Origin of the sequence: Flavobacterium sp. 2755 (assembly GCF_031455715.1) — a bacterium.
In the GTDB taxonomy this organism is placed as follows: domain Bacteria; phylum Bacteroidota; class Bacteroidia; order Flavobacteriales; family Flavobacteriaceae; genus Flavobacterium.
Map to the genome: position 1 here is coordinate 332935 of NZ_JAVDTG010000006.1, position 24679 is coordinate 357613.

At 32.6% G+C, this 24679-nt stretch carries 23 protein-coding genes; 13 read left to right on the forward strand and 10 right to left on the reverse strand.

The window, feature by feature from the left end; genetic code table 11:
* Nucleotides 1-29: 29 nt before the first annotated feature.
* Complete coding sequence (locus J2Y38_RS16285) at nt 30-2417, forward strand: penicillin acylase family protein (protein WP_309844518.1); 2388 nt, start codon at nt 30-32, stop codon at nt 2415-2417.
* A 55-nt stretch (nt 2418-2472) separates the two neighbouring features.
* Complete coding sequence (locus tag J2Y38_RS16290) at nt 2473-4173, forward strand: RDD family protein (RefSeq protein WP_309844519.1); 1701 nt, start codon at nt 2473-2475, stop codon at nt 4171-4173.
* Between the two features lie 111 nt (nt 4174-4284).
* Here the strand turns inward: J2Y38_RS16290 and J2Y38_RS16295 are convergent, their stop codons facing one another.
* The 7 genes from J2Y38_RS16295 to J2Y38_RS16325 all read right to left on the reverse strand — a co-directional run bounded on the left by J2Y38_RS16295 (nt 4285) and on the right by J2Y38_RS16325 (nt 10703).
* Entirely contained in the window at nt 4285-4734 is a 450-nt protein-coding gene (locus tag J2Y38_RS16295; protein ID WP_309844521.1) for a hypothetical protein, read from the reverse strand.
* Between the two features lie 152 nt (nt 4735-4886).
* A complete protein-coding gene (locus tag J2Y38_RS16300; RefSeq protein ID WP_309844523.1) occupies nt 4887-6350 on the reverse strand; it encodes a serine hydrolase in 1464 nt (487 codons plus the stop codon).
* Nucleotides 6351-6575: 225 nt separating this feature from the next.
* On the reverse strand, nt 6576-7043 hold the full coding sequence (locus J2Y38_RS16305) for a nuclear transport factor 2 family protein (RefSeq protein WP_309844525.1): 468 nt from the start codon (nt 7041-7043) through the stop codon (nt 6576-6578).
* A 43-nt stretch (nt 7044-7086) separates the two neighbouring features.
* Nucleotides 7087-8595 (reverse strand): serine hydrolase, encoded by a 1509-nt coding sequence (locus J2Y38_RS16310; RefSeq protein WP_309844528.1) that lies wholly within the window; start codon nt 8593-8595, stop codon nt 7087-7089.
* A 74-nt stretch (nt 8596-8669) separates the two neighbouring features.
* A complete protein-coding gene (locus J2Y38_RS16315) occupies nt 8670-9461 on the reverse strand; it encodes an AraC family transcriptional regulator (RefSeq protein WP_309844531.1) in 792 nt (263 codons plus the stop codon).
* A 36-nt stretch (nt 9462-9497) separates the two neighbouring features.
* Nucleotides 9498-10037 carry a hypothetical protein gene (locus tag J2Y38_RS16320; protein ID WP_309844534.1) on the reverse strand — a complete coding sequence of 180 codons (540 nt, stop codon included), beginning with the start codon at nt 10035-10037 and terminating at the stop codon, nt 9498-9500.
* A 72-nt stretch (nt 10038-10109) separates the two neighbouring features.
* Nucleotides 10110-10703, reverse strand: coding sequence for a GNAT family N-acetyltransferase (locus J2Y38_RS16325; RefSeq protein ID WP_309844537.1), 594 nt, complete (start codon nt 10701-10703; stop codon nt 10110-10112).
* A 301-nt stretch (nt 10704-11004) separates the two neighbouring features.
* Here J2Y38_RS16325 and J2Y38_RS16330 point away from each other — a divergent pair, with 301 nt between their 5' ends.
* Complete coding sequence (locus J2Y38_RS16330) at nt 11005-12348, forward strand: NAD(P)/FAD-dependent oxidoreductase (RefSeq protein WP_309844540.1); 1344 nt, start codon at nt 11005-11007, stop codon at nt 12346-12348.
* A gap of 161 nt (nt 12349-12509) precedes the next feature.
* Here the strand turns inward: J2Y38_RS16330 and J2Y38_RS16335 are convergent, their stop codons facing one another.
* Nucleotides 12510-14027 (reverse strand): helicase HerA-like domain-containing protein, encoded by a 1518-nt coding sequence (locus J2Y38_RS16335; protein WP_309844543.1) that lies wholly within the window; start codon nt 14025-14027, stop codon nt 12510-12512.
* A gap of 380 nt (nt 14028-14407) precedes the next feature.
* On the opposite strand from J2Y38_RS16335, the gene J2Y38_RS16340 reads away from it, so the two are divergent.
* The 8 genes from J2Y38_RS16340 (at nt 14408) to J2Y38_RS16375 (ending at nt 20905) form a co-directional block, all read left to right on the forward strand.
* The gene (locus J2Y38_RS16340; protein WP_256636156.1) at nt 14408-15232 is read left to right on the forward strand and encodes a MotA/TolQ/ExbB proton channel family protein; all 825 of its coding nucleotides are present in this window, start codon (nt 14408-14410) and stop codon (nt 15230-15232) included.
* A gap of 54 nt (nt 15233-15286) precedes the next feature.
* Nucleotides 15287-15913 (forward strand): biopolymer transporter ExbD, encoded by a 627-nt coding sequence (locus J2Y38_RS16345; protein ID WP_309844545.1) that lies wholly within the window; start codon nt 15287-15289, stop codon nt 15911-15913.
* A gap of 19 nt (nt 15914-15932) precedes the next feature.
* Entirely contained in the window at nt 15933-16490 is a 558-nt protein-coding gene (locus tag J2Y38_RS16350; RefSeq protein ID WP_309844546.1) for a biopolymer transporter ExbD, read from the forward strand.
* Between the two features lie 36 nt (nt 16491-16526).
* Entirely contained in the window at nt 16527-17327 is an 801-nt protein-coding gene (locus J2Y38_RS16355; protein WP_309844548.1) for an energy transducer TonB, read from the forward strand.
* Nucleotides 17327-17557, forward strand: coding sequence for a hypothetical protein (locus J2Y38_RS16360; RefSeq protein WP_057122313.1), 231 nt, complete (start codon nt 17327-17329; stop codon nt 17555-17557). The genes J2Y38_RS16355 and J2Y38_RS16360 overlap by 1 nt, the downstream gene beginning before the upstream one ends.
* A gap of 2 nt (nt 17558-17559) precedes the next feature.
* Complete coding sequence (locus tag J2Y38_RS16365) at nt 17560-18483, forward strand: substrate-binding domain-containing protein (protein WP_309844552.1); 924 nt, start codon at nt 17560-17562, stop codon at nt 18481-18483.
* A 16-nt stretch (nt 18484-18499) separates the two neighbouring features.
* Nucleotides 18500-20170: a tetratricopeptide repeat protein gene (locus tag J2Y38_RS16370; RefSeq protein ID WP_309844554.1), complete on the forward strand. Its 1671-nt coding sequence runs from the start codon at nt 18500-18502 to the stop codon at nt 20168-20170.
* A 102-nt stretch (nt 20171-20272) separates the two neighbouring features.
* Entirely contained in the window at nt 20273-20905 is a 633-nt protein-coding gene (locus tag J2Y38_RS16375; protein ID WP_309844555.1) for a 7-carboxy-7-deazaguanine synthase QueE, read from the forward strand.
* 80 nt (nt 20906-20985) lie between these two features.
* On the opposite strand, the gene J2Y38_RS16380 is transcribed toward J2Y38_RS16375, so the two are convergent.
* Together J2Y38_RS16380 and J2Y38_RS16385 are read right to left on the reverse strand one after the other, a co-directional pair.
* Nucleotides 20986-21531, reverse strand: coding sequence for a YfiT family bacillithiol transferase (locus J2Y38_RS16380; protein WP_309844556.1), 546 nt, complete (start codon nt 21529-21531; stop codon nt 20986-20988).
* Nucleotides 21532-21544: 13 nt separating this feature from the next.
* Entirely contained in the window at nt 21545-22252 is a 708-nt protein-coding gene (locus J2Y38_RS16385) for a methyltransferase domain-containing protein (RefSeq protein ID WP_309844558.1), read from the reverse strand.
* Between the two features lie 74 nt (nt 22253-22326).
* On the opposite strand from J2Y38_RS16385, the gene J2Y38_RS16390 reads away from it, so the two are divergent.
* Both J2Y38_RS16390 and J2Y38_RS16395 read left to right on the forward strand, forming a co-directional pair.
* A complete protein-coding gene (locus tag J2Y38_RS16390) occupies nt 22327-22821 on the forward strand; it encodes a YkgJ family cysteine cluster protein (protein ID WP_053472553.1) in 495 nt (164 codons plus the stop codon).
* A gap of 106 nt (nt 22822-22927) precedes the next feature.
* On the forward strand, nt 22928-24163 hold the full coding sequence (locus tag J2Y38_RS16395) for an FtsX-like permease family protein (protein WP_309844562.1): 1236 nt from the start codon (nt 22928-22930) through the stop codon (nt 24161-24163).
* Nucleotides 24164-24679: the final 516 nt, after the last annotated feature.

The window sequence follows — 24679 nt, forward strand, 5'->3', positions numbered from 1 at the left end:
AAACATCACGGTTTATACTTTTGCAAAATATGAGAAGATTTAAAAAATTTCTGCTGGTTTTAGTACTGCTTATTGTTGTACTTGGAATAGGTTTATGTGCTTATATTTTTCATTTGAAACCCAAGTATGAAGGAGAATTAGAATTGAAAAATCTCTCAAAGGAAACTACAGTATATTTTGATGAATATGGGATTCCTCACATTTATGCCGATTCTGAAAAAGATGCCATGACAGCACTTGGATACGTTCACGCGCAGGAAAGATTATGGCAGATGGAATTGCTTCGCAGAATTGCTCCGGGAAAATTATCGGAAATCTTCGGATCTGTGGCACTTAAAAATGATAAGTTTTTTGCCGGAATTGGTATTGAAGAAGCTTCGGCGAAAGCCATTGCCAAATTAGATAAAAACAGTGAAAGTTATAAATTAACGCAAGCATATCTGGACGGAATAAATCAATATTTAGAAGAAGGAACGACGCCAGTTGAGTTTACATTGGTCGGCGTAAAAAAGGAAAAATTTACCATAAAAGATGTTTATAATATCTTCGGATATATGTCTTTTAGCTTTGCAATGGCTCAAAAAACAGATCCTTTATTGACCGATATTCGCAATAAATATGGTGTTGAATATTTGAAAGATTTAGGAATTGAAGGTGAATTCAATACTACGCAGATCAAAAGTTCAAAAGAAAACATTGAAGATTATACCGCTGTTTCAAAATCAATTACGGCTTTGTTGGATAAATCGCCAATTCCGCCATTTATAGGAAGTAACAGCTGGGTTGCGGGACCGCACAAAACAAAAAGCGGAAAAGTGATTTTTGCCAATGATCCGCATATTGGTTTTTCGCAGCCAGCCACTTGGTACGAGGCACATATTGTAACTCCGAAACATGAATTGTACGGTTGTTATTTGGCCGGAACTCCGTTTCCGTTATTGGCGCACAATCGTGATTATGCCTATGGTTTAACGATGTTTGAAAATGATGACATCGATTTTTATCAGGAAAAAAATAAAGACGGAGATTCTAATCAATATCAAACGCCAACGGGTTTTTCGAATTACGAAGTCAGAAAAAAAACAATTAAGGTAAAAGATACTTCGGATGTTGTGCTGACAATTAAGTCAAGCCGACACGGGCCAATCATGAATGATTTACTGGAACGATTGGATCGCAAACATCCAATTGCCATGTTGTGGACATACACGCAGCAACCCATTCAAATTCTGGATGCCGCTTATGGTCTTTCGCATGCTAAAAATAAAGAGGATTTTAAAAAGGCTGCCAGCTTAATTGCTGCGCCGGGATTAAATGTGATGTACGGCGATGCCAAAGGAAATGTAGGCTGGTGGGCGACAGGAAAATTGTATAAACATAGCAAAGGCGTAAATACACATTTAATTTTAGACGGTTCAAGCGGGAAAGATGATATTGTAGAATATTTAGATTTTTCGAAAAACCCATCGGCTGAAAATCCGAAATGGGGTTATGTATACTCGGCTAATAATCAACCGGAACCAATTGATGGATTTTTATATCCGGGATATTATCTGCCCGAAGATCGTGCGAAAAGAATTTCGGGCTTAATGGATGCAAAATCAGATTGGGATAAAGAAGCAATCAGCAAAATGATTTATGATAATACATCGGAAGTTGCAGTTGGAACGGTTCAAAATCTAATTTCGAATATTGATCTTAATACTGTTTCGGCATCAGAAAAAGAAGCTATAAAAGTTTTAAAATCATGGAAAGGAACTACAAACATGGAAGATGTTGCGCCAACGATTTATAATAAATGGGTTTATCTTTATCTGAAGAATACTTTTGAAGACGAAATGGGCGAGGACAATTTTAATATGTTTTTGGGAATTTCTGTTGGAAAACAAGTTATTGCCAATCAGGTTAAAAATGAAAATTCGGTTTGGTGGGATAATATCAAAACCAAAAATGTAAAAGAAACCAGAAAAGACATTGTTTCAAAATCATTTCATGAAGCTATTTCAGATCTTCAAAAACAATTGGGAACCACAATTGCTGATTGGAAATGGGGAGAAGTTCATACGGTTGAACATGAACATCCGTTAGGAAAAGTCGCAGCACTTCGTGGATTATTTAATGTAGGGCCTTTTGCTTCGCCAGGTTCAAATGAAGTAATCAATAATTTATTTTTCGGTTTAACCAATGAAGGAAAGTATTATGTAAAAGGCGGACCTTCAACGAGAAGAATTGTAGATTTTTCAGATATCGAAAACAGCTGGAGTATTCTGCCTACCGGACAATCTGGAAATCCGTTCAGTAAACATTACAGTGATCAGGCAGAAATGTACAACGCCGGAAAGTTTAGAAAAATGAAATTGAATAAAGAGGAAATTATAAAAACGTCGACTAAACTGGTTTTGAAACCGAAACATTAGCAGTAATTATATTGCCAAAATATTTTGATTATTTTTGAAACCTAACTCTTTTTTAATGTATAAAAAAATAATTACGCTTCTTGCCTTATTGATTTCAATTTCAGGATTAATACTTCAATTTTTTTACGATGATATTAATCGAACAATTTCGACTGTATTATTTCAGTTTAATTATAACGTATTAGTTATAAGAGAAGATATTTTGTGGATAAGTGGAAATTCCTGGATAGTGCTTTTTAATGTTCTGGTTTTCATTGGAGGTCTTGTTTTTTATTTTTCTAAAGAAAAAGAAACCAGAATTTTACGTTTCGCTTTTCCGGTATTATTGATAAGTAATTGCTATACTCTTATATTCAATTTTTATTTTATTTTCGCCCCGGAACAACAGCTTAGTGTGCTGGAAATTATCTATAGCATTGCTTTAATAGGATTGCGAATTTTTATATTTTATTTTCTTTATAAAAGCACTATTTATCTGAATAAGTTAAAAGTAATAGATTCTGAAACTCTTGTGTATACAAGAACTACAGAAATAATTTACTTTAAACCTGATAATTGGCAGCGATTATTGCATTTTATTATTGATGCAGTAGTTTTTGGAATTATTAGTTTTCAATTCTTATTTATTTTTGCACATACTGATAATTTGGATTTGTTTTTTAGGAGTTTCGAAACCCAATTTAATAGACAAGTTCTTATTTCGTTTCTCGTTTTCTTTTTTGGTACTCTTCTTTATTTTGTATTTGAAAGTCTTTTTCAGGCAACACCCGGTAAATTTTTAACAGAAAGCAGAGTAACAGATAAAAATGGTGCAAAAGTATCTGCTTCAACTATTTTTAAAAGATCCCTGAGCAGAAATATTCCTTTTGATCCGCTTTCGTTTTTAGGTAAAGGAAATTGGCACGATTCTGTTTCTAATACAGTAGTTTACAAAGAAAAACAAACGGGAATTAAAGGCAAATACTATTTATTACTTCTTCCAGTATGCGCAATTGTTTTGACTTCAATGCATTGTTGGGAGGTTAAAGTAAAAAAAGAAATGGATTTAGAATATTCAAATAAAGTTCTTAGAGAAAAAAATGAAAAAATAACAGCATCTTTAAAAACTATTGATACAAATACGGTATTGCAATTACCAACCAATGCTTTTAATTTTAGAAACATATTTTTAAAAACGGAGAAAGTAACAGATTCTATTATTGAATTTTCAGTTTTATATGTGGAAGAAACAGGAGATGATCTCTATATTGAAAAGGGATATGAAAATGCTAAAGGAAAATTACGGAGAGTCAAATTAAAAAGAAGCGATTTGCAAAGGATGATTTTAAGGGATTTTAAACAATCTCCTCATTATGAAGAAGATGATAAAAAGCCTTTTCTAGGAATATCTGAAATTCCTATGTTAAAAGGAAAATATATTGACGATGTGTTAGAGCTGAATTCGCCTAATTTAAAGGCAATATTTGAACCAAATTTTACTGATAATGAATTGTTGTTGAAGTTGAGATTACACAACCAAGGCATTCCTGCCGAAGTAGTTTCAATAATTCCAGAAAGCAAAAATGTAAAATGGAATGTAGATGATTTCCCTACGGATTTTGATGATAACTATATAGTTTATCTGATCGCAGAAGGAAAAGGCATTGAAAATTATAAATTAAAAGTAATAGTAAATGATAGTCTAAACAAGCAGTTTATTTACGAAATATCAGGAACAAAGGATCAACACGAAGCCACAGTTATTTTGTTAAAGTAAACTTTACAAAGTTTGTGATATAAAAAAACCTTTATCAAATTGATGTTTGATAAAGGTTTTTTAAAATTTAAAAAAGACTTAGCGCCTTAGTATCTCAGAACCTCAGAGCCTTTACTTTGCAATATACTTCCCCTTCACAATATCATTAGCAAAAATATTCAGGTTATTAGTAAGGACTTTACTTGTTGTCATAATATTTTGACTTTGATACGCTGTATCTTTCTCGTATGCTTTTAGCAGAGTTTCAAGCTCCACTTCGTCATACACAACAAAAAGATTGTAGATCGCATCCCTGAAGTTTTTGTAATTAATGCTTTCCGTAATTTCCATTGCTTTTTGTTCGTTCCAGCCTTCTTTTGCAGAAGCTTCGTTTATTTTAGAAAGGCAATAATCAATTACATAATTTTTGTAATGAGCCGCTTCGACGATTTTATCAATTATGATTTTATTTTGCTGTGAAGGCATTTTTGCAGATGGAGAATTTGTCTGCGAAACACAAATAGTTGGAATTAAAAGGCATAGCAATAAAGCCAGAAAAGCGTGCTTTTTTAGATTTTTCATAGGTTATTTTAGTTGTTTTGGGTACGGCTAAAATAATATTTTTTATGATAAATTATAAAGTTTGAATGTTACAAGTTATAACAAAAAGAACTCCGATAAAACAGATTTTAAATCGGTTTTATCGGAGTTGGTTTTAAGAGATTTTCTAAAAATTATTTCGCTTTATTTTTTGAAAGCTCTTCTAATACTTTTTTACCATTTTCGTTTGAAGGATCAAGTTCAACCGATTTTGAATAATTAGCTAAGGCCAGTTTTTTGTCTCCATCGGCTAAATAAGCTTCGCCTAAACTATCATAAACATTTCCTGATTTTGGGAAAGCTTCTACATTAATTTTAAAAATTTCGATTGCTTCTTTCTTTTTTCCAGTTTGTAATAGTTGGTAACCCGCATTATTCATGTCGCCTTCTTTAATACCATAAGTAGGGTCACTTTTTAATTTCTTATAAGTATCTACACCTGCAGCTGTACCTTTTTCTTTAAAAATTTCTAAAAGCTCAAGTGCCATTGATTTTTTAGCCTGATTATAAGGCTGATTGTATAAAATATTACGAATAGCTTCATTCATTTCGCCTAAAACCGTTCCGCCGGTATTATTCAGTAAAACAACTAAATTTTTATCAGCAGGCACGCGTGAAATGATGGTGTTGAATCCGTTTATGCCGCCGCCATGCTCAATAATTTTTAATTTGCCTTTACCTTGAATAGTAACATCTTCTAAAGACCATCCATAACCATAAGATTCATCTCCCCATGATTTTATATAAGGTTTGAATAAAGATTCCATTGATTTTTCTGAAAGTATTTTATTGCCATAAAGCGCCTGATCCCAAAGATATAAATCTTCTACAGTCGAATATAAAGAACCTGCAGCATAAGGAATACTCATGTCGATAAAAGAAGAGTTAACAAAGTTTTTGCCTTGTTTTTCATAACCGGAAGCTCTGTTTTTAAGGATAATTTCGCTATGGTCAAAACCTGTATTTACCAGATTTAAAGGAGTAAGAATAGTTTCCTGTAAATATTGCTCATAGGTTTTACCTGTAATTTTTTCGATAATATAACCCAATAAAAAGTATCCAGAATTACTATAGTTAAATTTTTCGCCCGGTTTAAATTCAAGTGGCAGTTTATCAAATGTTTTTACAAAATCTTGCGGAGAATATGGGTTACGGCTTTTATCTCTAAGAAAGTTTGGAGTAGAAGTATAATTTGGAATTCCCGATGTATGTGTTAACAAATGATGAATCGTGATTTTATCGCCGTTTTCTTTTGGATAATCGGGTAAATAAGTTGTGATTGGCACATCTAGTTTTATTTTTCCTTCTTCAGCCAGTTTTACTATTAAAAATGCTGTGAATTGTTTGGTGATAGAACCTAATCTGAATTTAGTATCAGATTGATTTGGAATATTCCATTCCATGTTAGCCAGACCAAAACCTTTTTTAAAGATTACTTTTCCGTTTTCTGCCACCAAAGCAGATCCGTTAAACTGTCCGTATTCAGTGTATTTGGCTAAAAGGTCTTCGATTTGTTTTGCTTTGTCCTGCGCAAAAGTAGTTATTGTAAAAAGCGATAGTATTGCGCAGAGTGCAATGAGTTTGATTGATTTTTTCATAATGCTGGGTTATGGGTTTAGTTAATGAATGATGCGTTTTTGATTGATGATTGAAACTTCTAAGAACTAGATTTTTCAATAAAATGAAACCGAAAGTACGATTTTTTTTACTTCAATAAATCCAAGTGCTTAAAATGTTAGACGATTGAATTTTGTTTTGGTTTCAACATTCAACGATTTTTTTCATTCACTTTACTAAAAAAGAATTTGAGTGTCAACTAAAAGCTAGTTTTTATAAGGTCTATGCTCGTAACTCACAATTCGTTTCAATTTCCAGTCTTTACCATTCCTTTCCCAAATATGAACAAATTTCCCGGTTCCTTTTGGAACGCCATCAACATAAAAAGTATGTTCTCCTAATTGTACAGCTCCAAAATCGCCTAATTTATCAATTGTACAGGAATTTAATTTTCTGGTTAATTTTTTCGGACTCTCACATTTTGAAATCAGCGATTTGATTTCATTTGCCTGAGATATGTTCAATCCAGAACGGTCATCGTAAAACTCCACATCTTCTGAAATTATTTTTTTAAAGAGAGCAGCATCACATTGATTGAATGCAACATCAAAAAGTAAACTGTCCATTTTAATAATTTCAGTTTTTAAAAGATCCATTTTTAAAACCTCTGAATTGGTTTGCGCGATAGCTTCTCTTTTTAAAAATAGCATAAAGAGAACTAATATGTTGATCATTTTTGGCATAGCTATAGTTTTATAATATTGATTTTCGGGTGAATTATTTCGTTTCAATATCAATTAGTTTTTGCCCATTTTCGCCAAGATAATGCGAAATTAAATCTTTGTATACTTTATAGCCGTCATCAACATTGGTGAAAATAATAATACCTTGTTTTGTTTTTGGAAGTATGAAAAACAGCGTTTGAACACCCTGATCTGCGCCGCCGTGTGATAAAGCATATTCTCCGTTTCCGAAATCATAAATTTCAAAACCAAGACCAAAATATTTATCTTTTTTCGTTGTGACCTGATGCGCATTCATGTCGTCAAACACTTTTTTACTCAAGCCTTCGCTGTTTAAAACACTGCAAAGAAACTTACCGTAATCTTCAATAGTCGTTAATAAATCGTCGGCAGCGTTTGCAGTTTTATTTTTAACCGGTTCATAAGGATTTCCATTTTTGTCATAATTAATGGCATATCTTGAAAGATCAATTTTATCATTCCAAACCAGCTGTGAATCATTCATTTTTGCCGGTTCAAAAACCAATTCTGCGGCTAATTGTTCTAATGTTTTATGAAATTTTTTCTCTAATGCTTTTCGCAGATATTCAAAACCTTCGCCGGAATATTGATATTGAGTTCCGGGTTTGAATTTGAAATCCAGTTTTTTAGATTCGTTTAAAAATCTCCAGTTTGGGAAACCAGTTTGATGACTTAAAACAATTCTCGTAGTCAATAATTTTAAATAAGGATCATTTGCAATATCAGGATCTGTCCAGTATTTATAAAGCGGCTCGTCAAGATCCCATTTTCCTGAACTCACTAATTTTAAAGTCGTAATCGCAGTGATAGGTTTTGTTAAAGAAGCTACGTTCCAAATGGTATTATATGGCGCGGTAACACCTTTTTTTAATTCGCCAAAAACTTTTACCTGTTTTAGTTTTCCATCTGTTATAATTCCAATTCCAAGGGCTGGTACTTTGTTTTCTTTCAGCCATTTTTCGGTTAAATCGTCATTATCAAAAAGAGTCGATTTATTTGGTGCCGAACTTGTCATTTGATGATTGTAGCTCAATGATCGCGCTAATTTCCAATCTTTATTTTTTAAGAGCCAAAGATGCGTGAATTTGGCAAAACTTCCGGCCTGTTCAGTACTGCCAGCCGTATTTTCATAAAAACGATGCGTTCCCATTTGAATCGCTCCGTATAAAATACCATTTTTATACAACGGATAAATCTCGGTGCTTCCATCAATTAGTTCTCTGCGATAGTTATATTTTCTTGTTGGAGAACAGATTCCGTTTTTCAATGTTTTTAAAAATCTGGCTTTATCCGAAATGCTGTCTTTGTCATGATAAAACTCAAAATCTTCGGTATAAAGATTTTCAAATTGTTTTATATCGCAGGTATTTAAACCAATATTAAAAAGAAGACTATCTTTTGACATAATGGTTTTGTACAAAGCCGAGTTTTCGGTTTCCTGAGAAAATCCAAATTGGATTTGAAAAAGTAAAATTCCAACTAAAATAAATTTTAATTGAAAAAAAGTGTGATTGATTTTCATTGTGATTGATTGATGATTAATGACTTGCAATATTACATCAATCAAAAATTGAAAAATAGTATAAAAGCGAAAACTTACCTTTTTTGCGAAAGAAAATAGGAATTGGGGTCGAACATCTTTGGCGTTGTCTTCGTTACATCTTTAAACTTTTTTATGAAATGCGATTGATCGAAGTATTTATTGTACAATGCAACATCAGTTAGTTTTAGTTTTTCTAAATCAGAATTTACCATTTGATCAACAGATTTTCTAAACTTCAAAATCTGAATGTATTTTTTAATAGTTAATCCGGTCGCCGTTTTAAATTTAATCTGCAGCAATCGTTGTGATGATTTTAAATCTTTACTGATTTCAGAAACCGAAATTTCCTCTTGTTTTTTAATGATTTCGCAGATTTTTTCAATCATATTTTTATCTGAATGTAAATCAGACAGTTCTTCAAAATAAGTATTTATGGTTTTCAATAAAGTTTCAATTTCAGCATCAATTTGAATTTTAAAAGGTAATTCTTCAGGATTAATTTTAAGAATAGAATCTGTAAAATTGCTTAAATCATATTTAGGAAACATCGAAAGCGTCCATGTATGAAGCTGTATTATAGTAACTTTAGTTTTCGGCTGAATATTCACCAAAACTTTATTGGTCATTTGCGAACAAAAGTAAATGCCTTTGTTCATTTCGTATTTGTTTTTACTGGTATGAACTTCTATAGCATTTCCCGTTACAATGGCGAGATTAAAACAGCCGTTTGGCAAAACGAGTTTATTTTCGATCAGGCTTTCGCCGATGCTGTTGTCTAAACACCAAATTTTATTGACGAACCTTTCAGCTTTTTGAGTTACATAATGTTCTGAGTAGAGGTTCATTTTTGTTTATTAGTTTGAATTGTTTCTCTTAAAAATTTATTCAAATGTTACTTTCGCAGCATTAATTTTAATTGAATTTACAAGTTCTTTAAACGAATTAAGATATTTATCAAATTCAGCATGATCTTTTGCTGCTAAAACAGCTGTAATAATGGTAGTTTTAGATTCAATAACCAATAAAGCTTCTTCTTTAAAATTAGGATATATGTAGCTTACAACTTTATAACGTCCGGTTAAAAAGTTATCTTTCTTTAAATTTTCAAAGCTGTAATTTAATTCACCAATCTTTATTTCAGGAATATCATTTTTTAATTCCGAACTATTTCCTTCAATCCATAAATTTAAATCAGGCGGCGATTGATAATCTAATCCATAAACATACATATAAGTATCGTCGCTGCTATTTTTCTCGTCTGGCCTTATTAAAAAAGGAATTTGATCATTTTCGGCCTGAACCCAGTTTTTAGGAATTTCCAGCCTTATTAAATGTTTAGGGCCGGTTAGCATTTTTGACTGAGCATAAAAATTAAAAGAAACCAGAATAAGAAGTGCTGTTAAATAAGTTTTAATTTTCATAGGTTACGAAGAAAAGATAAGTTTATATCAAGCTAATGTATTACTTTTTTTATTAAACATATGAATTGATTTTTACACAAATTCATCAAAATAATCTCGCTTAGTATGCTGCCATTCCTCTAAAATTATACTATAATAAACATCGTCTTTGCTGTTTCCTTCAGAATCTATATAATTATTTCTAAATAAACCTTCTTTTAAAGCTCCCAAGTTTTCAATCGCTCTTTGTGATCTTAAGTTTTCAAGATCAGCGCTGAATTGTATTCTTTTAAATTGAATTTTTTCGAAGCCAAAATTTAGTAATTCATATTTACAGGCTTTATTTAAACCAGTTCCCTGAAAATCTTTTCCGTACCAAGTCCAGCCAATTTCACATTTTTGACTCGCATGATTTAAATAACCGTAACGAGTACTTCCGGCAACTCTGTTTGTAGCTTTATCTATAATGAGAAATGGATAACAAATTCCGTCTGCTTTTTGTTTTAAGGTACTTTGAATATAACTTTCGAAATCCTGATCGTTGCGAACATACATTCCCATATATTTCCAGATTTCGTCATCAAAAATAATTTCTTTGAGTTCGATGTTTCTTTCATTCTCAAATGGAATCAATAATACTTTTTCATTTTCTAAAATGATTTCCGATTGTAAAATTTCGCTGTTCATTGTGGTTATTTAATTGGAATAGATTAATAGTTTTCTGTAGCGAAATTACTTCTTTTGAAAATCTAAATAAATCCATTAAAACGAGATTTTGTTATGAAAACGAGTGTTGCATGAGGGATAGAGGCGATATCCTTTTATGAAGCGGAGCGGAATAAAAGATAAAGCCGAAAGCCCGACCCGCTTTTTTCGGCGGGTCATGCCCAGCTAAATATTGGTGTTTAAGGTTAAATATTTGTTGTAATTTAAAGCTTATGTACAATTATTACTTATTTTTACGATCTTATATATTAGATTTTCCCCGATGCAAACTTCTCTAAAAATTGCTGTTGTAGGTTCTGGACTTGTAGGATCGCTGTTGGCAATTTATCTTAAAAAAGCAGGTCACACAGTTCATGTTTATGATCGCAGCCCTGATATTCGAAAAATAAATTTTTCTGGACGTTCTATTAATCTTGCAATGTCTAATCGTGGATGGAAAGCGCTTGACGGCGTTGGAATAGGAGATGCGGTTCGGGAAATTGCAATTCCTATGGATAAACGTGCCATTCATTTGGTCGATAAACTCAATTTTCAGAATTATGGACAGGAAGGCGAATCAATTTATTCGATTTCCAGAGGAAAGCTAAACCGCAAAATGATTGATTTAGCCGAAAATGCCGGAGCCGAATTTCATTTTGAACAAAAAATCTGGGATGTAACGCTGAGTGATGCAACTTTGCACATTGGCGAAAGTGAAAGAGGCGAGTGGGAAGAACGAAAATACGATATGGTTTTTGGTGCCGATGGGGCTTTTTCGAGAATCCGCCACAGAATGCAGCGTCAGAGTATGTTTAATTATTCTCAGGAATTTTTAAATATGGGGTATAAGGAATTGAATATTCCCGCGAATGCTGACGGAACTCATAAATTAGATAAAAATTCATTTCATATTTGGCCAAGAGGCGAGTACATGTTAATTGCGCTTCCTAATCTCGACGGAAGTTTTACCTGTACCTTATTTATGCCTTTTGAAGGCGCTAATTCTTTTGAGTCGCTTACAGATCGTAAAATGGTGGAAGATTTCTTCGAGAAAAATTTCCCTGACTCGATTGAAGTGATTCCGGAACTGGCAAATGATTTCTTTAAGAATCCAACGAGTACTTTAGTAACCATGAAATGTTTTCCATGGACTTACGAAGATAAAATTGCTTTAATTGGAGATGCCTGCCATGCTATTGTTCCCTTTTACGGGCAAGGAATGAACGCCGGTTTTGAAGATATTACGGTTCTAAATGAAATGATTGAGAAATTTGGAAACGACTGGAAAAAGATTTTCTCTGAATATCAAATTTCTCGCAAACCAAATGCCGATGCAATTGCTGAACTTTCGTACCGAAATTTCATGGAAATGAGTACCAAAACGGCAGATGAAAAATTCTTATTACAAAAGAAAATAGAAAAAGTATTTTCAGATAAACACCCAGATAAATGGATTCCGCTTTACAGCCGTGTTACCTTTAGTGACCGTCCGTATGCCGAAGCACTTGCAATTGGAGATTTCCAAAACGGTATTATGGAAGAAGTTTTAAAACTGGACAACATAGAAAATATCTGGGACTCACCAGAAGTTGAAAATAAAATCCTGGGTTTACTGCAAAAAGCATAATTTTTTTTAAACCATATAAGTGATATAAGTTAATATAATGCTTTGCGTATAGAACAAACCCGACAGGTTTCAAAAACCTGTCGGGTTTGATATTTAGATACTTAATGTAATTCGACATATAAATTAAATGAACTTATATAACTTATATGGTTTAATATTTTTTACTTTTTAAAGATTTTGGTCAAAACGCCAAATACACCTCTTATAAAGGTAGCGCTTGTTACTACTTTTAAAACAGATTTTGTAACAACTTCTGTAGTACTCGGTCCTGTTTTTGAAGATTTTGCTGGAGCATGTTCTTCTTGTTGAGCAGCAGCTTCATTAGCATCAGCTATTTTTTTAGATAAGATTTCAAAGGCACTTTCTCGGTCAATTTCTTCACTATATTTTTTAACCAATTTTGATTTACCGTTTATTTCATCAATTTCTGAAGCCGATAAAATATCCATTCGGCTTTGCGGTGCGCGCATCATTGTGGCAACAAGCGGCGTTGGAACTCCTTTTTCGTTTAGAGCTGTTACCAAAGCCTCTCCAATTCCTAAACTTGTCAGCAATTCATCGGTTTTATAATATTCAGAAGTTGGGTAATTATCCGCAGTTTTTTTAATCGCCTGACGATCATTTGCTGTAAAAGCTCTAAGTGCATGCTGAATTTTTAATCCTAATTGTGCCAAAACCCCACTCGGAACATCCATTGGGTTTTGAGTAACAAAATAAACGCCGACACCTTTTGAACGAATTAATTTTACAATCGTTTCAATTTGCTCTAATAACGCTTTGCTGGCTTCATTAAAAATTAAATGTGCTTCGTCTATAAAGATTACCAGTTCTGGCTGTTCTGCATCTCCTTTTTCCGGCATTTTTTGATAAATTTCTGCTAAAAGACTTAAAATGAAAGTAGAGAATAATTTTGGTTTATCCTGAATATCCGTCAAGCGGATGATATTTACGTAACCTTTTCCGTTTTCGTCAATTCGCATTAAATCATCCGTTTCAAAAGACAATTCGCCAAAAAACAAATCACCGCCTTGTTGTTCCAGTTCAATGATTTTTCTAAGAATCGTTCCCGTTGTAGCAGTAGAAATTTTTCCATAGCTGGCTGCGATTTCTTCTTTACCTTCTTCCGTAATAAAATTGATAACCTTTTTAATGTCTTTTAAATCCAGCAAAGGCATTTGCTTATCATCACAATATTTAAAGATAACCGCAACAACTCCGGCCTGAGTATCATTTAAATCTAAAATCCTTGAAAATAAAACCGGACCAAATTCTGAAACTGTTGCACGCAGACGAACTCCGTTTTGTTTAGACAGCGACATTAATTCAACCGGAAATGCAGCTACATTATAAGGTACGTTTATTTTAGCGTGGCGCTCTGTAATAAAACCTTCCTCTTTTCCTTCTTTTGCAATACCGCTGAAATCACCTTTAATATCCATCATTAAAACAGGAATTCCGGCATTTGATAACTGCTCAGAAAAAACCTGAATTGTTTTTGTTTTTCCAGTTCCGGTCGCTCCGGCAATAAGACCGTGGCGGTTTAATGTTTTTAAAGGAATCTTGACGTGAGCTTCAGCAATTGCTTCACCATCTAAAATTGCACCGCCCAAAATAATAGAGTCACCTTTAGCAGAATAACCGTTGTTTATGTCCTGAATGAAATTATCTTTTTTATTCATGTTTTTATTTGTAATTTAGATGATTATAAGGGTTTTGTTTGGTTTTTTAACAAAATAACTATCTTTTTTTTAGTAGGAAAAAGCTTTTTTTGATTGAAATAAACATAAAAAATAAATTCGCAGCTTTTTAAGAAGATTTCAATGGATTGTTTGAATATTTACTAAAACGTTGTAATTTTTTTATTATTCGCCTTTTTTTTTGTTTTATCATAAAAATGATGCCGACAAATTAATGAGATATTTTTTAATTTGACGTTAAATTTCCTTCAATAAAATTAAAAAAAGTTTTTTTATTTAAACTAAACGTATAAATTTGCTACCCTACAAGTTAAATATAACTAAAAAATAAAAATTATTTAAAACTATTAAAATTTAAAAAAATGGCAAACGTTAAAGTTAAAAAAGAAAGCACTTCAAATGGAGGAGGGATGATTACAGGAATCATTATTGTTGCGTGTATTTTGGTTGGGGTGTTTATTTGGAAAGTAATCATGGGAGATTCTGCTAACTTCGAAGGAGGTAACCCTGAAACTGGACATCCAATCAATACATTAGGACAAGTTTATAAAGGAGGATTTATTGTACCAGTATTATTAGGTATGTTTTTAATGGTTGTTGTTTTTTCAATTGAAAGATTCATTGTTATCGGTAAAGCTGCTGGAAAATCTAACCTTGACAAATTCATGAAAAGCGTTCAAGGAAGTATTAAAGAAGGAAACATCGAGGCTGCTATCGCTTCATGTGACAAACAACAAGGTTCAGTTGCAAACGCAATTAAATCTGCTTTGATTAAATATCAAGACGTTAAAAAAGAAGGATTCAACAGTGAAGAAGCTTCAGAAGTAATCCACAAAGAAATCGAAGAGGCAACTTCATTAGAAATGCCAATGTTAGAAAAAAATATGACTATTATCTCTACTTTAGTATCATTAGGAACTTTAGGAGGATTATTAGGAACTGTATCAGGTATGATTAAAGCGTTTGGTGCGTTAGCTTCTGCTGGAACTCCAGACCAAGCTGCTCTTGCAACTGGTATTTCTGAGGCACTTATCAACACTGCAACAGGTATCTCTACATCTATCTTAGCAATCGTTTCTTACAACTTCTTTACTGCTAAAATTGACGATTTAACTTACTCTATCGATGAGGCTGGTACTACAATCGTGAATACTTACAGAAGATTCAGAGGAAGTTTGAAACAATAATTAATTTTTGATATTAATATTAAAATTAATTATATCAAAATAAAATAAAAGAGAATGGCTAAAATAAAAATGAAAAAAAAGTCAACATCGACAGATATGACTGCCATGTGTGATGTTGCGTTCCTTTTGCTTACGTTCTTTATTTTGACCGCTACAGCTAAAGTGCCAGAAGCACTTCCTGTAGATATGCCTGCTTCTGTTGCTGAATTTAAATTACCAGATACTGATTTGGCAATTATCACAGTAGGAAAAGGTGCAGATGGGAAAAGCAAAGTATTTTTTGACCTAAAAGGTAGAGAGATTCGTAAAAAAACTCTTGAAGGAATGGGGGCAAAATTTGGTGTGACTTTTTCAGAAGATGATAAAACTAAATTTGCTTTAATGGATGACTTCGGTGTTCCTGTTGCAAATTTAAAGCAAATCATTGCTTTGAAAGCATCTGAAAGAGTAAAAGCGGATCAACCTGGAATTCCAATCGATTCTTTAGATAATCAATTAAAAGAATGGCTTTTAGTTTCAAGAAGAGCTGCGATTGATCTTGATGATAAAGAATTGCAAATTGCAATAAAAGGTGATGCGAAAGAACAATATCCACAAATCAAAAAGATTATGGATATTTTACAAGATCAGAAAATCAACTCCTTTAACTTAGTTACAGGTACGAGAGGAAAAGACTTTTAATTAAAAAAGATACACTAAAATGGCTGAATTAAATACCGGCGACGGTGGTGGCGGAAAAGGTGGCAAGGTAAGAAGTAAAAAGCAAAACTCGAAAGTCGATTTAACGGCTATGGTGGATTTGGCATTCTTATTGATCACATTCTTTATGTTAACCACATCGTTGTCAAAACCTCAATCGATGGATTTGTCTCTGCCGGATAAAGATCCTAATGAGAAAGATACTAAAGACACCAAGGTAGATGAAAATCTTACTATGACTGTGATATTAGGAGAAAATAATAAGTTAACTTATTATATGGGATTATTGTCTGCGCCTAAAGTTGGACCAAAAGATATTGCATATGGTAAAGATGGTATTCGTAGAGAACTTCTTAAGAGAAAGAAATTGGCTACAGAATATGCTGCTTCGATAGGAAAACCTAAAAGTGGGATCATCGTTATCATTAAGCCAACTAAAAAATCGAATTACCGTAATTTAGTGGATATTTTGGATGAAATGGCTATTAGTGGAGTTAAAACTTATGCTATTGTTCCTGAGTTTACACCAGAAGAAAATAAATTGGTAGAGAAAAAATAAGGGTTATCTTATTTTAACATCCTAATAATCAAGAAAATGAAATTAGATATAATTAAAAACACGTGGCTTGATATCGTATTCGAAGGACGTAATAAGATATATGGAGCATATGAGTTAAGAAAATCGAATAATAAAACTACGGTAAAAGCGCTTATCATAGGTTCGATCATTTTTAGCTTTGCTGTTGCAGCTCCTCTTATTGCTAGTTTTTTACCAGATTCTGGTGAAGATGAAGTAGATAACAATGTTAAGATTGCTACAGTAAAATTACCTCCTAAAAAAGAGGAAGTAAAGCCGAACCAACCACCGCCACCACCGCCGCCACCAAAAGTGGATCAGGTGAAATTTACAAAACCGGTTGTTGCTAAAGCAGAAGAAGTTACTGAAGATCCTCCAAAAATTGAGGAACTTAAAGACAAAAAAGTTGGTTCTGAGACTATCAAAGGAGATCCAGATGCAGTTTTAACTGTTGATGAGCCAGTAGGTACAGGACCAGTTTCTCAAGTAGTAGAAGAAGATAACAGTGTATATAATACTGCTGGTATCGAAGTAAAACCTGATTTCCCTGGAGGGATGGATAAATTCTACAAATTCGTAGGAAATAATTACAAGACTCCAGAAGAAGAAGGTCTAAAAGGTAAAGTTTACGTTACTTTTGTAGTTGAAAAAGACGGTTCATTAACCGACATTAAAGTTTTAAGGGATATCGGTTACGGTACAGGAGCAGAAGCAATTCGTGTTCTTAAAAAATGTCCAAAATGGACTCCCGGCGAGCAAAATGGTAAAAAAGTTAGGGTACTTTACTCTCTTCCTATTACTATTCAATCTGCAGAATAATGTTAAAAGATATGCTTAATAATATTCAGAAGAAATCGCTCAAAGAGCGATTTCTTCTTGTTTTAGGAATACTGTTTTTTTTAATATATCTTGTGCTGGGTTTAATGATTATGTTTTGGGAAAAACTTCCTTTAGATATGGAACCTAAATACAGATATGCTTTTGGTGGATTACTTATTGTATATTCTGCAATACGTTTTCTGCGATTGATAAATTCTAATACAGAGTAATTATGTTAAAATATAGTAAAGTTGTTGGTTTGGTTCTTTTTGTCTTTTTGTTTGTTATGTGCAACCAAAAAAGCAAAAATGAATCTGAAAACGAAACAATTTTAAAAGGATCAGTTGATGTTACTGTTGATGAAACTATAAAGCAAATTGTCGATGATCAGGTTGCTGTTTTTGAAGGGACATATTACGATGCTAAGATTACGGTTAAGCCAAAGTCAGAAGTGGAGCTTATTAACGACCTGTTAAATAAGAAAGCTAAAGTTGTTGTGACAGCTAGAAAATTGACTAATGAAGAATTGGGAAGATTCGAAAAAAGTAAAATTAAACCTCGAATTACACCTTTTGCAGTTGATGGAATTGCCCTAATTGCAAAGAAGAACAATAATGATACATTAATTGCGTTGAAAACTGTAATTGATTTTTTACAGGGTAAAAGTGATTCAAAAATAAAAGGAATTGTTTTTGACAATCCTAATTCAAGTACAGTGCGTTATATGAAAGAGCTAGCGAAAGTAAAAGATTTTCCTGAAGCAGGTGTTTTTTCTTTCAAAACAAATGATGAAGTTATTAAATTTGTTTCAGAAAATGATCAAATGATTGGTGTTGTTGGAGTAAATTGGTTGTCACAGCCATCTCCAGACATGATTGAGACAATCAAGAAAATTGATGTTTTAAGTGTTAAAGGCTTAAATGATAACAATTATTATAGCCCGAGTCAAACTAACATAGCATTAAACAAATATCCTTTGGCACGTGATTTGTTTATTATAAACTGTCAGGGTTATTCTGGACTAGGAATGGGACTTGCCTCTTTTATGGCTGGTGAGATTGGACAAAGAATAGTTTTGAAATCTGGTTTAATGCCTGTTAAGACTCCAGGTAGGAAATTCAATATTAGAAGTCAAATTATAAACGATAAAGAATAAATTAATTACAACAAAGATGAATAAATTTAAAATTTTTAGTCTTGCTATGATTGCTACAGCTTCTGTTGCAAACGCGCAAGACATTAAAGAAGCAAAAAAGGCAATCGATGCTGAACAGTTTCAAAAAGCAAAATCATTACTTAAATCAATCATCAAAGCTAAGCCTTCAGATGGAGAAGCTAATTTTGTTTTAGGTAATATTTACTTAAACCAAAGTGTTGTTGATTCTGCTAAAATCTATTACTTAAACGGAATTGAAGCATCAGATAAGAAAAACTTAAACTACATTGGTTTAGGTCAAATCGATCTTGATAATAAAAATGTTGCTAGTGCACAAGCTAACTTTGCATTAGCTACAAAAGATATTAAACGTAAAGATATAGAGGAATTCGTTTACATTGGTAAAGCGTATATGAACTCTGTAAATCCTGATTATACGAATGCGGTTGCAAGTTTGAAAAAAGCGTTATTAATTGAGCCACAAAATGCAAATGCACTTTTGACAATTGGTGACGCATATTACGGAGCTAACAATCAAAACGATGCTTACAAAGCTTACCGTGACGCTTTTACAGCAGATCCAACTCTTTTAAGAGCAAAAATGCAATTAGGTGTTTTGTTGAAAGGAGCAAAATCTTATGATGAAGCTATTAAATCTTTCAATGAAGTTATTGCTATAAATCCAAATTACGGTCCAGTTTACAGAGAATTAGCTGAGACATATTACAAATGGGGAAGAAACAAACCTTCTACTGCTAAAGTTAATTTACAAAATGCAATTACAAACTACGAAAAATACCTAAGCTTAACAGATTACTCTTTAGATTCTAAAATGCGTCACGCAGATTTCTTGATCTTAGTAAAAGATTACAAGAGTTTAGAAACTGTAGCAAACAAAATGATTGCTGAGGATAAAGTAAATCCTAGAATCTTTAGATATTTAGGTTATGCTGCTTACGAAAACGGAAACGTTGATGTAGCTATCAAATCTATCGAAGATTATATCAAAACTCCAACAAATAAAGTAATTGGTAGAGATTATTTATATTTAGGTTTATCAAAAATTAAAAAAGGAACAAATGCTGAAGGTGCTGTAGATCAGGCTTCATTTGACGCTGGTCTTGCAGATATCAAAAAAGCAATTGAATTAGAGCCATTAGTTGTTGAAGAACTTAATGATTTAGGAAAAGCTTTATTTGGTAAAAAACAATTTGCTCAGGCTGCTTCTATCTTTGAATTCGGTGCAAACAACAAAGATTCTAAAAATTACTTAGATGATAACGTTTATTACGGTATTTCAGTTTACTACGCAAATGCTAATAAAACTGGCGGAGCTGTTGCTGACGCTGCTCAGTTAGCTAAAGCAGATGCTGCTTTTGACAGAATCTTAGTTGCATCTCCAACTTATGATGAGGCTTACTTATATAAAGGAAGAATCAACAACTTGTTAGAGAAAGATGATTTAATTATCAAAAACTACGAAGAATATGTTGCTAAAACAACTGCAAAAGGTGCTGAAGAATTAGCAAAACCAGCTACAGTTAAAAAAATCGTAGAAGCTTACAATAGTATTGGAGCAAGTTATGCAAACACTGATAAAGCAAAAGCAATTGAATATTTCAATAAAACTTTAGTTTTAGATCCAGCAAATGCATACGCTTCACAATCTGTGAAAGCTTTAAAATAATATAGTTTTTAAACTAATTTATTAAAACCGATAGTTCGCTTTGAACTATCGGTTTTTTTGTTCCGTAATTAATTGACTATCTTTGCACATTAAATTAAAATAATGTTACCAAAAGAAATACAATTAGAAGTAAACAAAGGAGCGATGCTGCCTTTGATGGAAGAATTTTATACCATTCAGGGCGAAGGTTTTCATACCGGAACTGCTGCTTACTTCATTAGAATTGGAGGCTGTGATGTTGGGTGTCACTGGTGTGATGTGAAAGAGAGCTGGAATGCAGAACTGCATCCGCCAACAAATATCGATGTAATTGTAAATAATGCTTCAAGTTATGCAAATACAGTTGTAGTTACCGGCGGAGAGCCGCTTACATGGGATATGACTTTGTTGACACAGCAATTAAAAGATAAAAACTTAAAAGTTCATATCGAAACTTCCGGAGCTTATCCGTTATCTGGAACTTGGGACTGGATTTGTCTTTCGCCAAAGAAAAACAAACTTCCAACACCAGATGTTTATGCTAACGCACATGAATTAAAAGTAATTATTTATAATAAGCACGATTTTATCTTTGCAGAAGAACAAGCAGAATTAGTTAATGATGATGCTATTTTGTTTCTTCAGCCAGAATGGAGTAAAAAAGAAGAAATGACTCCGTTAATTGTAGATTATGTAATGAATAATCCGAAATGGAGAGTTTCACTTCAAACACATAAGTATTTAAATATACCTTAAATCATAAAAAAACCTCTTCTAACTTAGAAGAGGTTTTTTTTATGTAATAAATACACACTGTATAAAAAAGAAACATTTTATTATTTCCAGTTTTTCTGATTCTTTAAATTAATAATCTGTGCAAGATGATGATTTCCATGCCAGGCATACATCCCAATAATTTGTTGGATTCGATATTCAGAATTATTTTCAGGATGAATGAATGACTTTTCTAAATCAACTTCCGATAAGTTTTTCATTATATATGCTAATCTAAAATGCAATCCTTCTAATAAATTTAGTGTCGGAGCGATTGGCATCGTTAAATTATCGGGCAGTTCAGACCACAATTTTTCGTCATAAGGTTTTATAATCGGATTGTTTTCAGTTAAAGCCCACTTTAATCTAATGTAACAATTCATGTGACTTTCGGCACAATGATGAATTACTTGTCGAACAGTCCAGCCTTCAGGACGATACGGAGTGTCTAATTGCTCATGATTGAGAGAAGTAACCTCCTTTTTTAACCTTTCTGGAAAAGTCGAAATTTCTTCAATCTTATCTAAAATATATTTAGATGTGAAGTCTTTAGGGACCTCAAACTTTCCTATAGGGTATTTTAATTTTTCTAAATCTAAATTTTCCATGATTAAAAGATATTTATATTGAAAGTTTTGCCAGATAATCATAATGATCACCTTCCATAACCAATTCACATTTTAATCCATTTGCAATTGCGGCATTCTGCAGTGTATTATAATCGAGATACAACCAGTCAAAAGTTTCTTCTTTTTCCCCTTTATACGATATAGTAAAAGTTAGCTCACCATAGTATTCTGTTTCAGACGGAATCCATTTTCCACCATCTTCATCTTCATCAAACATATAAATGATATCAGAACTGTCAATTAAAATTTGTCCTCCCAAATTTAAAAGTGATTTTAGTTTTGATAAATAGGAATTGCAATTTTCTAATTTCCCAAAAATACCGGTTCCATTCATCAGTAAAATAATCGTATCAAATTTTTCACCTTCAAAATTTAGTATATTTTCAACTTTAGCATTTTTTAAACCTCGAAGCTTGCAAGTTTCAATCGCTTTTTCAGAAATATCTATTGAAGTAACATCTAAATTGCGATCATTTTGTAAAGACAAACTGTGGCTTCCGGCACCGCAGCCAACATCTAAAGTTTTTCCTGTTGCAAGTTGTAAAGCCTTTTGTTCAATTTTTGGCATTTCATCATAAGAACGGAATAAATATTCTACGCTCATTTCATCTTCTTCAGAAATCGAAGTTTCGGTAATAATATCTTCAGGCGAATTATTAGTCTGGAAATCGTACATCGCTTTCCCAAAAAGATCTTTCATCGTAATTTAGTTCAAAGTTTAAGGTTTCAAGTTTAAAGTTGTTTAATTTTGCAGCTCAACTTTAAATATTAAACTTGAAACAGATTTTAAATAACTTAAATAAGTTAGCCAAAGATAAGCATATCGAAAACAAAAAGTATTTTGATAAGCTGAAAAAGAAACAGCCAAAGAATTTAGATTACGTTATGCAGGACTTGCATGATGCCGAATTTAAAAAAACGGATTGTTTACAATGCGCCAATTGCTGTAAAACAACTGGGCCTTTATTTACTTTGGCAGATATTGAAAGAATATCAAAATCTTTCAGACAAAAACCACAACAATTTATTGATCAGTATCTTCGTATTGATGAAGATAAAGACTATGTTTTAAAAAGCGTTCCTTGTACATTCCTGGATAGTGAAAATTATTGTATGATTTATGATGTAAGACCAAAAGCCTGCCGGGAGTTTCCACATACAGATCGCAAAAAGTTTCATCAAATTGCAGATCTGACTTTAAAAAATGTTGCAATTTGTCCCGCTGCTTATAATATAGTAGAAGAAATGAAAAAGAAATTACCGCTTTAAGCGTTTAAAGCATTATTACTTTAAGATTATACATTTCGCTTTTTTAAATGTATTTTTGAATAATCTGAAATCGGACAAGAAATATAAATCATAACAGAACCCTAAATTGAATCTAGAATACTTTATAGCAAAAAGACTCATCACTGCCAAAGATTACAAAAGCAGTATATCAGCACCAATTATTAAAATTGCCATTTCTGCAATTGCAATTGGTATAATTATGATGATGGTTTCTGTAGCAACCGGAATTGGGTTGCAGCAAAAAATACGCGAAAAAGTTTCTGCTTTCAACGGTCAGATCATTATTTCTAATTATGACAACAATAATTCGGAGATAACCTTAATTCCAATTTCGAAAAAACAGGATTTTTATCCAAATTTCAAATCAGTTCCAGAAGTAAGCCATATTCAGGCAGTCGCAAGCAAAGCGGGAATAATCAGAACAGAAAACGCCTTTGAAGGAATTGTTTTTAAAGGAGTAGGAGCAGATTATAATTGGAACAATATAAAAGAGTATTTAGTAGAAGGTAAGCTGCCTGATTTTTCAAAAACACTAAATGAGGAAGTTATTATCTCAAGATTTCTTGCAGATCGATTGAATTTAAAATTAGGAGACAGCTTCAATACCTTCTTCATAAAAGAAGAACAAGGAAAACTCCCAAACAGCCGCCGATTTAAAATCATAGGAATTTTTAGTTCAGGATTCCAGGATTTCGACGCTACATATATAATAGGAGATATTCGTCATATTCAGCGAATCAACAAATGGAGCCCGGATCAAGTTGGAGCTTTTGAAGTTTTTGTAAAAGACTTTACGACTATTAAAGAAACAGGGAACCAGATTTACGAACAAATCTCTTCAAATCTCGATACAAAAACAATTACCGAAAAGTATAGCTATATTTTTGACTGGCTTCAGCTTTTCGATTTCAATATAATTGTAATTCTTGCTATAATGATTCTCGTTGCTACAATTAATATGGTAGTAGCATTATTGGTTCTTATTTTAGAGCGCACACAAATGATCGGAATTCTAAAAGCATTAGGAGCAAATAACTGGACAGTTCGCAAAGTTTTTCTATACAATGCATTCTACTTAATCGTTCGAGGATTGTTTTGGGGTAACTTAATTGGAATTACGCTGCTGTTAATTCAACAGCAATTCGGAATCATTCATCTAAATCCCGAAAACTACTATGTGAACCAAGCCCCCGTATATTTAAATTGGGGTTACATAGTCCTGTTGAATTTACTAACCATAACAGTATGCTTCTTAGTATTATTAATTCCTTCCTATATAATAACAAAAATCTCTCCTGTAAAAGCAATTCGTTTCGATTGATTTATTAAAACAACATATTTCACAACCCGACAGTTTTCAAAACCAGTCGGGTTTGTTTTTTATATACTTATATATAGTATGTATAACGAATCATTCTTTTCGTCTGAGCGAAGTCGAATCCTTTTAAGTTTAGAATTTGTGATTTCATAATTGCAATTTTCAGGAGCTATTTCCTGCTATCCGCTTCAATCTTTTGTATCGAACCCCGGCACAAAAGGATTTTCGCTACTATCGGGGCTAGGAAATCCGTTTTCAAAACATAATTTCTTTTCACAAAACAGCTTTAAAACTTAATAACTCTTCAAAAACGGTATTGCAGAAAGGATATAAAATAAGGAAAAATCAAAGGACTGTAGAAAAACCTGACAATGTTTCAAAAAACTTTGAATTGTAAAACTTGTGTTATCAGAGAGTTAAGGAGTAATTGCAAAAAAGATTAAAAATAGTTTGCAAAAAGGCTTGCGTAACTGGAATTGTTGTGTACTTTTGCACCCGCAACAACGAAAGAGGTTCACT